Source organism: Novosphingobium sp., assembly GCF_019748365.1.
Taxonomy (GTDB): Bacteria; Pseudomonadota; Alphaproteobacteria; order Sphingomonadales; family Sphingomonadaceae; genus Novosphingobium.
Genome location: NZ_JAIEPN010000020.1, coordinates 1 through 15,190, shown reverse-complemented (window position 1 = coordinate 15,190; position 15,190 = coordinate 1). Strand labels below are relative to the sequence as shown.

Genomic DNA, 15,190 nt, shown 5'->3' with positions numbered 1-15,190 from the left:
CGGCCGGGCACGTGGCGCCGGTGAAGTTCCCTCGCTTCACCGGCGCCCGATCCGCCAAAGCCAACCTGTCGCAATCGGCCTCGCAGGTGCAAACCGGAAGACAATTGCATGCGTATACTATTCCTAGCACCGGCCTTGGCCACTGCGCTGCCTTGTACGGCAGGTGCGGAACCACTGACTTTCGAAGCCGCGCTCGAACGAGCGGCAAACGCAGCACCTGCGCTCAAGGCCAGTGAGGCCAGCGTCCGCGCATCGCGCGCTCGTGCGATTGCTGCCGGCCAGCTTCCTGATCCCACCTTGTCCGTTGGCATCGATAATTTTCCGATTTCGGGCCCGCCAGCCTTTCGTCCGCGGGATGAAAGCATGACCACCGCACGGATCGGCGTCGAACAAGCATTCCCCAACCCGGCCAAGCGGCGCGCGGAGCAAACCCGCGCGCGGGCTGCGATCGGCGCGGCGGAAGCAGGACAAGCGGTCACGGCGCAAGACGTCCGCCTGGAAACGGCGCTTGCCTGGATCGATCTTTACTACGCCAGGCGCCGCCTTGGCCAATTGCAGCACCTTGATGTCAGCCTCGGCGATTTACAGGCTACGGTTTCGGCGCGGCTTGCCTCGGGCTCCGCCCGGCCAAGCCAGGCCTATGAACCCGAGCAGTTGCGCGCAGCCGTAAGCGACCGGCGAGCTCAGCTTGAGGCCGAGGTGGTCAAGGCGCAGGCTCGGCTCGCGCGCCTGACCGGCGATCCCCATGCCGATGTCAGCGGCGATTCGCCCTTGTTAATGATCGACCGCGAACGGCTGAGAAGTGGTATTGGCGCAACCCCGCGCCTGACCGCTCTTGATGCCGATGTCGCTGCCGCCGAGGCAGAGACAGATTTTGCCCGCGCGGCAAAGCGGCCAGACTGGCGGGTCAGCACCAGCTACGGTCGACGCGATCCAGCCTATGGCGACATGGTGTCCGTCGGCGTCAGTATCGATCTGCCGCTGTTCTCGCGTAAACGACAGGATCCGCTGATTGCAGCCCGCGAGGCCGATACGGAACGCGCACGGTTCAGCCGCGCTTCGGGTGAACGCGATCTGGATGCGGGGCTCACGTCTGATCTTGCCGATTACGACATGCATCGCCGGCAGTTGGACAACGCCAGGGCTACACTCGTGCCGCTCGCCAAGCGGCGGGCCGAGCTGGATATGGCGAGTTATGCCGCAGGCAAGCTCGATCTCGGCAGCGCGCTCCTCTCGAGCCTCGCTCTTGCCGAAGCTGAAGTCGATGCACTCGCCCGCGAAGCTGATGTCGCGCGCGACGCGGTCCGGATCAATTACACATACATGGAGGTGCGGCCATGAACTGGCACGCGAAGCAGACCGCGCGTTGGGGCGCAGGCATCTTGGCGATCGCCCTGGCGGCAGGCACGGGCGGGTATTGGCTCGGTCATAGCAGCAGTCCCGGTACCGTGACGGGCGCCGGATCGGAGCGCAAGATCCTTTACTGGTACGATCCGATGGTACCCGCCGAGCACTACGACAACCCCAATTCACTGTCGTCGATGGGGATGAAAACCATCCCAAAATATGCCGACGAAGGGGCTGCAACCGCCACGGCCCCGGGGGTCAGCATCGACCCGGCTGTCCGGCAGAGCCTTGGCCTGCGTGTGGTCACGGCGGAGATTGGCACACTGCCTTCATCGGTCACGGTCACCGGCACGATCGACTTCAACCAGCGCAATGTCGCCATCATCCAGGCGCGCTCGGGCGGTTTTGTCACCCGTGTCTATGGCAGGGCGCCGGGCGACGTGATCGGTGCGGGCGCGCCCATTGCGGACCTGCAATTGCCCGAATGGGGCGGCGCGCAGGGCGAGTATCTCGCGGTCCGCCGTCTTGGCCGCCTCGACCTCACCACAGCGGCCCGTCAGCGGCTGAGATTACTGGGCATGCCCGAGCAACTCATCGCGCAAGTGGAGCGCAGCGGGCGAACGAGCGGCGTCCTCACCATCACGTCGCCAATCGGCGGGGTCATCCAGACGCTGGATGCACGGCAGGGAATGACGCTCGTGGCAGGCCAGACCCTTGCACAGGTCAACGGGATCGGAACGGTCTGGGTCAATGCCGCCGTGCCGCAGGCGCAGGCGGGCCTTGTTCGGGTCGGGCAGCGCGCAAACGTGACGCTGGCCGCTCTTCCCGGCCAAAACCTCGCGGGCCGCGTGATTGCGATCCTGCCGACAGCGCAGGCCGAAAGCCGGACTCTCACGGTGCGGATCGAACTGGCCAACAGCGGCAGCCTGCTGCGCCCCGGCATGTTCGCCACCGTGGCGCTCGGCGACGAAGGCCAACCCGGATTGTTGGTGCCGAGCGAGGCGGTCATCCGCACCGGCGCGCGCAATCTCGTCATTCTTGCCCTCGCCGACGGACGCTATCGGCCAGCGGAGGTCCGGCTTGGCCGCGAGGGCGGGGGCAGAACAGAAATCCTTACCGGGCTTGCGCCAGGCGAGAAGGTGGCGGCATCGGGGCAGTTCCTGCTTGATTCCGAAGCAAGCCTGAGCGGTGTTCCGGCACGGCCGATCGGAGATGTGCGATGATCGCCGCGATCATCCGCGGCTCTGTCCGCTGGCGTAATCTGGTGCTTGTTGTGGCAGCAGTGCTGAGTGTTCTCGGCTTTTACGCGGTCCGGACTACGCCGGTCGATGCCTTGCCCGATCTCTCCGATGTGCAGGTCATCATTCGCACCAACTATCCCGGTCAGGCGCCGCAGATCGTCGAAAACCAGGTTACATACCCGATCGCCTCGACCATGTTGTCGGTGCCCGGTGCGCGCGTCGTGCGCGGCTATTCGTTCACCGGCGACAGCTTTGTCTACGTGCTGTTTGACGACGGCACCGACCTTTATTGGGCGCGCAGCCGCGTTCTTGAGTATCTGAGCCAAGTGCAAGGCCGTCTACCCGAGGGGGCCAAGCCGGCTCTGGGGCCCGACGCCACGGGGGTGGGCTGGATCTTTGAATATGCGCTGGTTGACAGGTCGGGCGGCCATGACCTTGCCCAGCTCAGAAGCTTGCAGGATTGGTTCCTGCGCTATGAGTTGAAGACTGTGCCGGGGGTGGCCGAGGTCGCCAGCATCGGCGGCATGGTCAAGCAGTACCAGGTGATCGTCGATCCGCAGAAGCTGGCGGCTTATGCGGTTACCACCGAGCAGGTCACTGAGGCGCTCAAGCGCGCCAATCAGGAGACTGGCGGGTCCAGCGTGGAAATGGCCGGCGCCGAATATACGGTTCGTGCCAGCGGCTATCTCAAGACGCTCGACGACTTCCGTGCGGTTCCGCTGCGCGCCGATGGAGGCGTTCCCGTGACGCTGGGCGATGTCGCGACGGTCCAGATTGGCCCGGAAATGCGTCGCGGCATTGCCGAATTGAACGGGGACGGCGAAGTAGCTGGCGGGGTCATCGTCATGCGCCAGGGGCAGAACGCCCGCGCGGTCATCGACGGGGTCAAGGCCAAGCTCGATGAACTGAAAAGAAGCTTGCCGCCGGGCGTCGAGATAGTGCCGACCTACGACCGCTCGGGGTTGATCGACCGGGCAGTGGAGAACCTCGGACACAAGCTCCTCGAAGAGTTCGTCATCGTCGCGCTCGTCTGCGCATTGTTCCTCTGGCACGCCCGCTCGGCGCTCGTCGCGATCCTGACGCTTCCGCTCGGCATCCTAATGGCCTTCATCGTCATGCGGTTGCAGGGCCTCAACGCGAATATCCTCTCGCTCGGCGGCATCGCCATCGCCATCGGGGCGATGGTAGATGGGGCGGTCGTGATGATCGAGAATGCGCACAAGCACCTCGAACGCTGGCAGCACGAGCATCCCGATAGCGAACTGGACACGGCGACGCGATGGCGCCTGGTCACGCAGGCTGCGGCCGAGGTAGGCCCGGCGCTGTTTCTCAGCCTCTTGATCATTACCTTCTCGTTCCTGCCGATCTTCACGCTTCAGGGACAGGAAGGACGGCTGTTTTCGCCGCTTGCCTTTACCAAGACCTATGCCATGGCGGCCGCGGCGCTGCTCTCGATCACGCTCATTCCGGTGCTGATGGGACTCCTGATCCGGGGACGCATACCCAGCGAGGAGGCCAATCCGATCAGTCGCTGGCTCACGCGGATTTACCGTCCGGCGATCGACTGGGTGCTCGTTCACCCCAAGCGCACGCTCGTGATCGCAGCCCTGATCTTCGCGACCACCTTGTGGCCGATGTCGCGGATTGGCGGAGAGTTCCTGCCGCAGATGAACGAAGGCGACCTGCTCTACATGCCGTCGGCGCTGCCGGGCATTTCGCCAGCCGAGGCCGGGCGCCTGCTTCAGCAGACCGATCGGCTGATCAAGACCGTGCCTGAAGTTCAGAGCGTATTCGGTAAATCCGGACGCGCCGAGAGCGCAACCGATCCTGCCCCGCTTGAGATGTTCGAGACGACCATCCGCTTCAAGCCACGAGAGCAATGGCGATCCGGCATGACCCCCGAGAAGTTGGTCGAGGAGCTCGATGCGCGGGTCAAGGTGCCGGGCCTTGCCAACTTCTGGATCCCGCCGATCCGCAACCGCATCGACATGCTGGCGACCGGGATCAAGAGCCCGGTCGGGATCAAGGTCGCCGGTTCGAACCTCGCCGAGATCGATCGCACTGCAAGGCAGATCGAGCAGGTCGTCCGGACGGTGCCGGGTGTCGCCTCGGCGCTGGCCGAGCGGCTGACCGGAGGGCGCTACATCGACGTCACGGTCGATCGCGCCGCCGCCGCCCGCTACGGGCTCAATGTGGCCAATGTCCAGTCGGTGGTGTCGGGCGCGATTGGCGGCGAAACGGTCGGCCAGACAGTCGAAGGGCTGGCGCGCTACCCGATCCAGGTCCGCTACCCCCGCGAAATCCGCGACAGTCCGGACAAACTGGCAAGCCTGCCGGTGCTGACTCCTGCCGGCCAGCAAATCACTCTCGGCAGTGTAGCCCGGATCGATATCAGCGACGGGCCGCCCATGCTTCGCAGCGAGAACGGCAGACCGGTGACCTGGATTTATGTCGATGGTCGGGGCAGCGACATGCAGACCATGGTGGGCGACATCCAGCGCGCCATTACCGTGCAGGTCAAGCTGCCCCCCGGCGTCAGCGTTTCCTATACTGGTCAGTACGAGTTTCTCATCCGCGCCAAGGAGCGGATGAAGCTGGTAATCCCGGTGACGCTCGCGATCATTCTGGGGCTTTTGTACCTGACTTTCCGGCGCTGGGATGAAGCGCTGCTGATCATGGGCACTTTGCCCTTTGCCCTCACCGGCGGTCTGTGGTTGCTCTATTGGCTCGGCTACAACCAGTCGGTAGCGACCGCTGTGGGGTTCATTGCGCTCGCGGGCGTCGCGGCCGAGTTCGGGGTCGTCATGCTGATTTACCTCAAACACGCGCTGGAGGCGCACAGCGATGACGACGTAGTGGGGGCGGTCCGCGATGGCGCTGTGATGCGCGTCCGGCCCAAAGCCATGACGGTCGCAGTGATCCTCGCCGGCCTGCTCCCCGTCCTGGCAGGTGGCGGAACAGGTTCGGAAGTGATGAGCCGGATCGCCGCACCGATGGTCGGCGGCATGCTGACGGCGCCCCTCCTGTCGATGCTGATCATCCCTGCGGCCTACCTACTGATGCGCCGACGCACCCAATTTCGCAATCAACCCGAAGGAGAAGCACTATGAAGTCAGGCTTGATCATCACCTCCAGTCTCGCACTGTTGGCCGCGCTTGCCGCTTGCAACAAGCAACCCGAAGCGCCGAATCCCACAACTGCGCCAGCGAGCAGCAAGAGCACTGTCGATCCAGTTGCGATTGTTCATGGCGCCAGCACCGGAACTATCACTGCGGTCGATCCCGCCAAAGGGACAATCACGCTCGACCATAAGGAAATTCCGACTCTACAATGGTCGGCAATGAAAATGGGATTCTCCGCCAATCCGGAAATTCTTCAAGGATTTAAGGCGGGGGATCACGTATCGTTTGAAGTCGATTGAGATGGCAAACAAGGCACAGTCACGAAATTGCGCAAGGGTAGTGCAGATTGCTGTTGAAAAGGGTTTTAACGCCAGCATGCGATCTGGGGTCAAGGCCAACGGGTCGCATGCCACCCTTAGAATTTGACCGGTGCCGATGCCCCGACTTCTTAGCAAAGCCCTTGCCGGCTCTCTCCTGATACCAGTTCGGGTTAGAATTAAGTTGAGTCTTCAAGACTAGTCGCGAATTTCTCGAAATTCGACCTCGATCCGTGCAATCTCTTCGGATGTGATGCCGTGCAGTCTTGCCTGATAAGATGATATCAGCGTTCGATGGTGCACCGGCGGATGCCAGAACGCATCCCCTTCGACAGGCTTGGTCCCATCTTTCCTGAACGCCGTCACGTGAAGATGACTTCCCCCTGGCAGAAAACCGAAGCCCCGCCGACGGGCAAATCCGCCCACGGTCACGTCATCCTTTGCCGCGTGAGCATAGACCGAACGGATTTCGACCCGCGAGTTGGCTTTCGCGGTAAGCGGCGCTGGGACAGGTGGAAGTGTCGCACATCCTCCTGCCAGAAATATAGCGGCTCCAAGTGGCAGGCCGCGAAATCTCCATCTTCCGTTGGTCATTTTGTCACCTCCTTCATTAGCTGCTGGCCGTGCGATCACGGTAGGCAAGCAATCGCAGGGCGTTGAACACGACGATCAGCGTTGAACCTTCGTGCATGGCAACCGCCGGCCCGATCCCAAGACCCAGAATAGTCGCCGGTACGAGCAGCGCGACGACGCCAAGGCTGACAAACACGTTCTGGCGGATGATCCGACGCGTGCTGCGGCTGAGCCCCACCGCGAACGGCAGGTGAGACAGGTCGTCCGCCATAAGTGCCACATCTGCGGTTTCGAGGGCCACATCGGAACCTGCCGCCCCCATCGCGATGCTGACGGTAGCACTCGCCATGGCAGGCGCATCGTTGACCCCGTCGCCGACCATCGCAACCTGCGCCTCGCTACGCAGCTTCTTGATCGTAACGACCTTGTCTTCTGGCATGAGATCGCCCCAGGCCTCATCGAGCCCAACCTGGCGGGCGACAGCATCGGCGACGCTCTGGTGGTCGCCCGAGAGCATGACCATGCGCTTAATACCGAGTTTCCGCAGCTGAGCGAGTGCGTCGCGCGCGCTTTCCCGCGGCGTGTCGAGGAGACCAATGGCACCAAGGTCACTATCGCCGCGGCGCACGACCATGGTGGTAAAGCCGCCCGCCCTCAATTTTTCGATCGCGGCAGCCATCGGGGCGGACAAGGGGTCGATCCCCTCGGTGCCGAACATCTCAGCCTTGCCGATCAGCACCCGTTCACTACCCACTTCGGCGGTCACGCCGCGCCCGGTCAGACTCTCAATGTTGATCGCCTCGGGAATCGAACGATCGCCAATATGGTCCCTTCCATCACGGGCTATCGCCTGCGCGAGCGGATGGTCGCTCAGGCTCTCGACCGCAATCGCGACCGCTACCAAGTCCTCCTTGTCGATGCCAGGCGCGGCCACGATCTCCTGGATACGCGGCGCGCCCTTGGTCAGAGTGCCAGTCTTGTCGAATGCGATCGCATCCAGTGAACCAAGCAGTTCGAGCGGCGCGCCCCCCTTGATCAGGACACCGCCGCGCGCGGCGCGAGCCACGCCGGAAAGCACCGCGCTGGGCGTCGCGATAGCGAGCGCGCAGGGGCTGGCCGCGACAAGCACCGACATCGCCCGGTAGAAACTGGCGCGGAACGGTTCGTCGACCACGACCCAGGCGAAGAGCAGCAGGACCGTCAGGCCCAGTACTGTCGGCACGAAGTAGCGTTCGAATTTGTCGGTGAAGCGCTGGGTCGGCGATTTCTGCGTCTCTGCTTCGCTGACAAGCTTGATGACTTTGGCGAGCGTGGACTCGCTGGCGAGCTTGGTGACTTCGATCTCGAGAGCACCGCTGCCGTTGATCGTTCCAGCAAAAACCCGATGGGCGGACTCGAGCCGGTCTGGATTGGCGCGCGCGGCATCGTCATCCATTACCGCCCGCTTGTCGACCGGCATGCTCTCACCGGTCACCGGAGCCTGGTTGACCGCGCTCGAGCCCTTGACGACAAAGCCGTCGGCCGGAATGCGCTCGTCAGGTTTCACGGCGAGGACGTCGCCGAGCGCGAGTTCCTCCACCGGCACTTCGCGCGTCGATCCGTCGCTCTGGCGCACCATCGCTGTGCGAGGGGCTAGTTTCGACAGCGCCTTGATGGCGCGCTTTGCCCGACCCATCGCATAGTGTTCAAGGGCATGACCAAGGCTGAACAGGAACAGCAGCAATGCGCCTTCCGCCCATGCGCCAAGCGCCGCGGCGCCGACAGCTGCGACCAGCATCAGCGTGTCGATCTCGAACCGCCGGGCCTTAAGGTTCTCGATCGCCTCGCGCAGCGTGAAGAAGCCGCCGAGCCCATAGGCGACAATGTAGCAACCCAGTGGAATCCAACCAGGTGAACCGCCCAGCTTCTCGATGGCAAATCCGATCGCGAGCACGAGTCCACAGCCGAGCGCGAAGATCAGTTCGGTCCACGAACCAAAAATTCCGCCGTGGCCATGGTCATGCTCGCCAGGACCGTGGTCATGTTCGGCCGCGTTCTTCTGTCGCAGGCCCAGCCTCTCTAAAGCCGTCAGGACTGCCGGTTCGTCGATCTGATTTCGGTCGAACTCGACCCGCACGAAACCCGCCGGGCTGACCCCGGCTTCGAGGACGCCAGAAATCTTGCCGAGTTGTTCGCCGATCCTGCTTGCTTCTCGCGGGCGGATGGTCTCGCCCAGCTCCCATCCGACATGGCCAAAACGCGCCGAAATATCCGCGCCCGCAGCCTCGATGACCGAGCGCACCTGGGGCAGTGACAGCGCACCCGGGTTGAAGGCGTCACCTCAAGGTTTGTGCGCCAGACAACGATTTGGCGGACATCATGAGAACATTGGCTATGCCACGAGTTTGAGGCGAGCCATGGGATCGTTGAGAGCGCGGAATTCGCCGGGGGAGAGCGGTTTTGCCCGGTGCCAGAGATAATCTCCCGTCAAGCTGATATGCGCCCAGCCCATGGGGGAAAGGTGAGCGAGGAGCGCGTCGTCGAAGCTGACGCCGGATGCTTTGATGTGCTGGGCGGCCCTGTCCATATAGATGGTGTTCCAATAGGCTATCGCCGCGATCAGCAGGTTCAGGCCCGATGCCCGATATTCCTGATTCTCGATCGAACGATCCGTGAACCGGCCCTGCCGGTTGGTGTAGATGGCGGCGGCGAGGGTATGACGTGCCTCGCCCTTGTTGAGGCCGGCCTGGCAGGCCCGCCGCAAGTCGGGCTGTTCAAGCCAGTCGAGCGTGAACAGCGTCCGTTCGATGCGACCAAGTTCCGCCAGGGCGAAATCCAGCCTGTTCTGGCGCTTGTAGGCGGCGAGCTTGCGCAGGATCGCAGACGGCGCGACGGCTCCCTCCTTGATGGTGGCGACAATCCTGACGATGTCCTCCCAGTCGGCTTCGATCGCGGCGGTCTTGACCGTTCGCCCCATGAGGCTTTCGAGGCCCTTGTAGGTCGAGGGTGGAGCGATCGAGCCGAGTTTCCGGTCGGCGATGTCGCGCAACCGGGGTACGAAGCGGAAGCCGAGAAGATGGCAGAGAGCAAAGACATGGTCAGTCGCGCCGCCGGTATCGGTGTAATGTTCATGCAGCGGCAGCGCGCCGGCGCCCAACATGAGGCCGTCGAGCACATAAGGCGCCTCTCCGGCGGTGGCCGACATGATCCGCGACCCGAAGGAGGCAAAATGATCGGACAAGTGGGAGTAGATCTTCAGGCCGGGCTCGCCGCCATATTTGGCGTTGATGTCGGCAGCTGCGGATCGGCTGCGGCCTGAGCGGAAGAACTGCCCATCGGAGGATGAACTGGTTCCGGCGCCCCAATGATGCGTGAACGGCAAATCATGGTGCGCGGCAACGATCATGGCCAGCGCAGCCTGGTAGTTTTCGGGCGACAGATACCAATTGTGCGTCCAGGCAAGCTGGGCGTAGCTTACCCCGTCGCTGGCATTGGCCATCCGTTCCAGACCCAGATTCGATCCATCGGCCAGAATGGCCGCAAGGATCGCATGCGGGTTGTCATGCTCTTTGCCGGACCGAAGATCGCGGAACGCGCTCAGGAAGCCGGTGCGCTCGGCTACCTCGACCAGGAGTTCGGTGATCCGCACGCGCGGTAACAGCGCGTCGAGCCTGCGATCGAGAGCCTCTGCCTCGGGCGGCGTGATTGCCAGCATCGGTTGCAGCTTGAGCCGATTGCGCTCGAGCGCCACGCCTGCAAGCCGGTTCGCCTTGAGTTCCTTGGCGAAACGGCGCAGCCGCCAATCGAGCATTCTCGCGCGATCGGCCAGATAGGCCGCAGCATCGTTTGGGAATGCAAGGTTTTCGGCCACCTTCCCGGCATCGCGCCGGCTCAACAGATAGGTGTCGAAGCGGCGATAGTTCCGGGTTCCCTCCACCCATATGTCGCCGGCGCGCAACCGATCGCGCAGGGTGGCCATGACGGCTGTTTCATAGCGCCGACGGTCAATCTGGCCGCCTTCGGTGATGAGGCGCTTCCACTGCCGGTTGGCGAATGGCAGGGGAACGCCATCGGGCAGGTTGCGCGTTTTGCGCGCATTGGCGTCGCGGATGACATCAATCGCCTTGACCAGTTGCACCCCGCTTCCCGTCGCCTTGAACGTGAATGCATCGAGGAAAGCTGGGCTGAACCGGCGCAAGGTCGCATAACGCCCTGTTGCCGCGACAAGGGCATCTTCCCCCGCCAGATCAGCCAGCGCATCGACCTGCGCCTTCACCGCGACCAGCCTGTGCCAGCCCACAGCCTCGTCGATCAGTTCCATCGGATTGCCGCCATGCTCGACCGCCTCTCCCAGCGCCGCGATCGTGGCGCCGAACAACCGCATGAGTTCGCCGACCGAGCGGATGCTGTCCTGATAGCGTCTTTCACGGCTGCGCCGCGCGCGTGTGAACAGGCCGCCGACAAGCCTGTCGAACATCTGGATCGCCGCATCGGCGAGCCGGGCCTCGAGGTCGATCACCGCCGCGACCAGGGTCGCGCGCCGCCTGTTGAGGCTATAGTCGGAAAGCAGAAACGCCGGTGCCGCGCTACCTTCACGCATGAATTGCGCGAACCGGAAATCGGGAATTTTGGCGCCGATCGCCGGATCGATGCCGACCCCGCGCGCATAGCGCAGCCGTTCCAGCAGGCCGTTGATATTTGCCGTCGTCGGCGCCTCCTCGAAATTGCGCAGCCAAGCCAGCGGCGTCATGCCGAAGTCGCTGCTGTTGACGATCAAATCGTCGATCCGGGTCAGTTCGGCATGACCCAGGCTTTCGATGATGGTTGCTGCCGCGGCTTTGCGGGCGCGCGCCCTGCCGGCGAGACCGGCCCGTTCGATCGTGTCGGCCGATGGAAGAATGAAGTGCTCCTGCTTCAATCCCTCCATCAACGCGCGAACAATGGGCTCGCCCCGGTCGGTCTGTTCGGCGGCTCGCGCGGCCAGGTCGAGCGCGAGTGGGATATCCCCTCGCCGGAAGGGGCGTAACCCGAGGTGCTGTGCGGCAATGTCAGCGTGATCGTTGCGCGTTTGGGCGCGCTGGCCATAGTCGCCGAAAGCCTCCGCATCGACGAATATCTGGGCAGCAAGGTAGTGGAGGATCGCATTTGGCACGCCGATGTCGGGCTGCAAACCGAAGCCAGGGTGCCGCATCAATGCGATCTGCGCAGCCAGGCCGAGGCGATTGGCGGGTCGATAGCGGCGACCGATCAGGTCAAGATCCCTGACGGCAAGAGTATAGTGGCTGACGATCGCGGTTTCGTCATGGGGAGCATCGAACAGGCGCCGCCGTTCTTCCCCGGTCAATAATCGCCGCCGCGCCATGCTGCCTCCATCCGACTCCTGAGCAGCAGGCTAGCGTCAATCTGGAGTATAGCCTAACCGGACGTCAGGGCGGTGCTTCCAATTCTGTCAGATTAGAGTTGGTGAACGCATTTGTTGACGTCTGTTGCGCGGTGTCATAGATTTCAACCTGACAAATTGACCGGAGGCGGCGATGAAAGGCCAGAGGATCGGTTACGTCCGGGTGAGCACATTCGATCAGAATGTCGATCGCCAGTTGGAAGGTCAGTCGCTCGACCGGATCTTTACCGACAAAGCATCGGGCAAGGACGTCAATCGGCCCCAGCTCGACGCCATGCTCGCCTTCGCCCGCGAGGGCGATACCGTCGTGGTGCACAGCATGGATCGACTGGCGCGCAATCTCGACGATCTGCGCAAGCTGGTCCAGTCTCTCACGAAGAGAGACATCCGCATCGAGTTCATGAAGGAGAGCCTTGCCTTTTCCGGCGAGGATTCCCCCATGGCCAATCTGATGCTTTCGGTCATGGGCGCGTTCGCCGAATTTGAGCGTGCCTTGATCCGGGAACGGCAGCGCGAAGGAATTGCGCTTGCCAGGCAACGCGGCGCTTATCGCGGACGGAAACGGTCCCTCTCTGACGATAAGGTCGCCGAGCTGCTCCGCCGCATTGCCGCCGGCGAGCGTAAGGCCACAATCGCCCGCGACCTGGGGATCAGCCGTGAAACCCTATACCAGTATCTCCGCGTCGCCGCCTGACGCCTATGTTCCCACAATGTCCGGCAAATCGTTGTCTGGCGCACAAACCTTGAGGTGACGCCTATTGCTCTGCCTAAGCGGCGGCCGACGACGTTCCGCCCTTCCCTGCCATGCGACTGGACGACTCGATGCCAATCTACCGGCGAGCAGGTCATTATGTCTGAAGCTTGCGGGCTGCGTGCCAGTGCCGCAGATAAGCCAAGGGCCGCCCTTTTGAGGCGGCCCCGACCATTTAGTTCCCTCGCGGGAAACGGACACTCCCCAGGGGGAGGCCGCGCGTGCTCCCCATGTAGAAACCCATCCCTTACGATTCAACTAAAATCTGAAAGGACATCAACCGGCCTTACGCGCCGGAACCGGTGGGCGTAGGCGGCACCCCCTGAGGCGGCGACGGGGGCGTCGAGGGCACCGGCAGCCAGGCCAACACAAGGCGCAGCATGTCGTCGAACTCCCCGACCGGCATTCGCATGATGCCGCCTTTGTCAGGGATTAGCCGGCTCACCGCCACGGTCGTCAGCTTGTCGCAGATCGCGAACGCCGCCCGACCGTCAATCGTGGTCTGCAGCGGAAAGGCCCACTTGTTTCCTGGCTGCGCTGCCGTCGAGCAGGGCACCACCGCGACCGCGCCATGCAGCGTGTTCTTGAACGACACGATGATGACGGGGCGCCGCTTCCAGAACTCCGGGAGCTGGGCGTCTTGCGGAAAGTCACACCAGTAGAGCTGACGGATGCTTGGCGCGGCCGTAACCCTCGGTTCCACTTTCGGGGGTGGATCTTGGATATGCGCGTTCACTCGTCGTCATCCTGTACCAGACGCAGCTTAGGCGCCCCGGCCCGGTTCTGACGGCGCTTCGCCAACTCGGCCTTGTCCTTGATCTCAGCCAGCTTCTCGACCGCGAACGGCGCTACTGCCTTAATCAGCCCATCGAGATGGTAGATGTTGGTGCGGCTGCCGGTTTCGGTCCGCCGCTCCTCGCGACGGATATACCCTGCCCCCTCCAGCGCAGCGATGTGCTTCTGGATCGTGCGCGGATGAACGTCCATCGCCTTCGCCATCGTGGTCTTGGACGGAAAGGGCTTGCCCTCCGCCGTCCACCATTTGCTCGCCAGATACACGATGATGTTGAGATCGAGCGGCGACAGCATGAGCTGGCGCTGATTTTCGATGATGACGCTCGGCAATGCAGTCCAGCCCGCATCCATCAGCGGCTTGGTCCACTTCTTCTCATTCGTTCGCAGATCGGCGCTGCTGTCCTTTTGCTTTTTCGCAGCCATGTGATTATCCTTTCTGGCTGCAAATATGCCCCTCGCGCGAAGGGGATTCAAGTTTGAGGGGGCGGCACTAGGGGCGCCCCACAGGGCGCGCAGGCCGCCCCCTCCCCGGCCCTTTGGACCGCCCACCCGGGAGCCACACGGGGCCTACAAAGCATAGGACAACCCCATATAGGAACCGCTCAGGGTACACTCCTGGCGTATCAACCGAGGATAAACCCAGCGGGAGCCCCCACGGCCTCCCCCTCTCCCCGTGTTTTCCTATTCGCGCTGCCGCAAGGCAGGTGTGCCACGTGGCACACCCCCCATGACACGCCTGGAGCGTGGCACATCTTGTTGGGCACGCTGCCCTCCCCCGGAGGCCAGACCGGTGCCGGGGAACACCAAGGGCGGCTGCCCTTTCGTTCCCGAACGACAATCAGGCCCCCCGTGTAATCCGCCAAACGCGGCACCCGACGCCCTGCGGAGCGTCGGCCGCGCTAGGCGGCTCGCCCGCGCCAGAGGCCAGATTCTCGCCCTCCCTCCCCATCCCGTTCCTCGCCGGAAAGGCAGAGCCGGTTGCTGTTGCGACCGGCTTTCAGCCTCAAAGGAAAGGAAGACATCATGGGACGGATCACCGACAATCGAGCCGACATCTATCAGGAAATCACCGATCAGATGATCGCGATGATCGAGGCAGGCACCCGGCCTTGGTCGAAATCGTGGAACGGCAGCACCGCACCGAATATCCCGCTCCGCTCGACCGGCGTTCCCTATCGGGGCATCAACGTCCTGACCCTTTGGGTTGCCGCCATGACCAAGGGCTATGGCTCTCCGCATTGGCTGACCTTCAAGCAGGCGCTCGCGCTTGGTGGATGCGTCCGTAAGGGCGAGAAGGGTTCGACCGTCGTCTATGCCAACAAGATTGAGGTTGACGCCGACAAGGGTGGCAAGAGCAGCGAGGACGGCAAGCGTCAGGTGGCGTTCCTCAAGCGCTATACCGTTTTCAATTCTGAGCAGATCGACGGCATCGAGGCGAAATATCCAACACCCGCGCCAATCATCACCGCGACCAATCCCGATGAGCGGGACGCCGAGCTGGACGCGCTTTTCGCCCGCATCCCCGTCACCCTGAAGCACTTCGGATCGCAGCCCTATTATCAGCCGAGCGGCGATCATGTGGTTATGCCTGAGAACACCGGGAATAAAAGGGGCCACGGATCGGCCGGTAGCACCGGATTAAAAATGGGCCAGTCCTGCTAGAC

General features: G+C 63.0%; 10 protein-coding genes and 1 pseudogene. 6 read left to right on the top strand and 5 right to left on the bottom strand.

The window, feature by feature from the left end; genetic code table 11:
* The first annotated feature begins 108 nt into the window (after positions 1-108).
* The 4 genes from K5Q19_RS03035 to K5Q19_RS03020 are packed head-to-tail and all read left to right on the top strand — an operon-like array spanning position 109 to position 6,009.
* Positions 109-1,341: a TolC family protein gene (locus K5Q19_RS03035; protein ID WP_292632548.1), complete on the top strand. Its 1,233-nt coding sequence runs from the start codon at positions 109-111 to the stop codon at positions 1,339-1,341.
* Positions 1,338-2,570 (top strand): efflux RND transporter periplasmic adaptor subunit, encoded by a 1,233-nt coding sequence (locus K5Q19_RS03030; protein WP_292632547.1) that lies wholly within the window; start codon positions 1,338-1,340, stop codon positions 2,568-2,570. The genes K5Q19_RS03035 and K5Q19_RS03030 overlap by 4 nt, the downstream gene beginning before the upstream one ends.
* Entirely contained in the window at positions 2,567-5,698 is a 3,132-nt protein-coding gene (locus K5Q19_RS03025) for an efflux RND transporter permease subunit (protein WP_292632545.1), read from the top strand. The genes K5Q19_RS03030 and K5Q19_RS03025 overlap by 4 nt, the downstream gene beginning before the upstream one ends.
* Entirely contained in the window at positions 5,695-6,009 is a 315-nt protein-coding gene (locus K5Q19_RS03020; RefSeq protein WP_292941060.1) for a copper-binding protein, read from the top strand. Before K5Q19_RS03025 ends, K5Q19_RS03020 begins: the two co-directional genes overlap by 4 nt.
* Positions 6,010-6,225: 216 nt before the next feature.
* Here K5Q19_RS03020 and K5Q19_RS03015 read toward each other — a convergent pair whose 3' ends face one another.
* The 3 genes and pseudogenes from K5Q19_RS03015 to K5Q19_RS03005 form a co-directional block, all read right to left on the bottom strand.
* Positions 6,226-6,621, bottom strand: a complete 396-nt coding sequence (locus K5Q19_RS03015; protein ID WP_292632541.1) for a hypothetical protein — start codon at positions 6,619-6,621, stop codon at positions 6,226-6,228.
* A gap of 16 nt (positions 6,622-6,637) precedes the next feature.
* Positions 6,638-8,911: pseudogene (locus tag K5Q19_RS03010) on the bottom strand (heavy metal translocating P-type ATPase); the annotation flags it as partial.
* Positions 8,912-8,971: 60 nt separating this feature from the next.
* Positions 8,972-11,941: a Tn3 family transposase gene (locus K5Q19_RS03005; RefSeq protein ID WP_082730523.1), complete on the bottom strand. Its 2,970-nt coding sequence runs from the start codon at positions 11,939-11,941 to the stop codon at positions 8,972-8,974.
* Positions 11,942-12,113: 172 nt separating this feature from the next.
* Between K5Q19_RS03005 and K5Q19_RS03000 the strand changes: the two genes are divergently transcribed.
* A complete protein-coding gene (locus K5Q19_RS03000) occupies positions 12,114-12,674 on the top strand; it encodes a recombinase family protein (RefSeq protein WP_058803345.1) in 561 nt (186 codons plus the stop codon).
* Between the two features lie 343 nt (positions 12,675-13,017).
* Here the strand turns inward: K5Q19_RS03000 and K5Q19_RS02995 are convergent, their stop codons facing one another.
* Positions 13,018-13,467, bottom strand: a complete 450-nt coding sequence (locus K5Q19_RS02995) for a type II toxin-antitoxin system PemK/MazF family toxin (protein WP_292941058.1) — start codon at positions 13,465-13,467, stop codon at positions 13,018-13,020.
* A complete protein-coding gene (locus K5Q19_RS02990; protein ID WP_017503469.1) occupies positions 13,464-13,949 on the bottom strand; it encodes a helix-turn-helix domain-containing protein in 486 nt (161 codons plus the stop codon). Before K5Q19_RS02990 ends, K5Q19_RS02995 begins: the two co-directional genes overlap by 4 nt.
* A 600-nt stretch (positions 13,950-14,549) precedes the next feature.
* On the opposite strand from K5Q19_RS02990, the gene K5Q19_RS02985 reads away from it, so the two are divergent.
* Positions 14,550-15,188, top strand: coding sequence for an ArdC-like ssDNA-binding domain-containing protein (locus tag K5Q19_RS02985; RefSeq protein WP_292941050.1), 639 nt, complete (start codon positions 14,550-14,552; stop codon positions 15,186-15,188).
* The last annotated feature ends 2 nt before the right edge of the window (positions 15,189-15,190 follow it).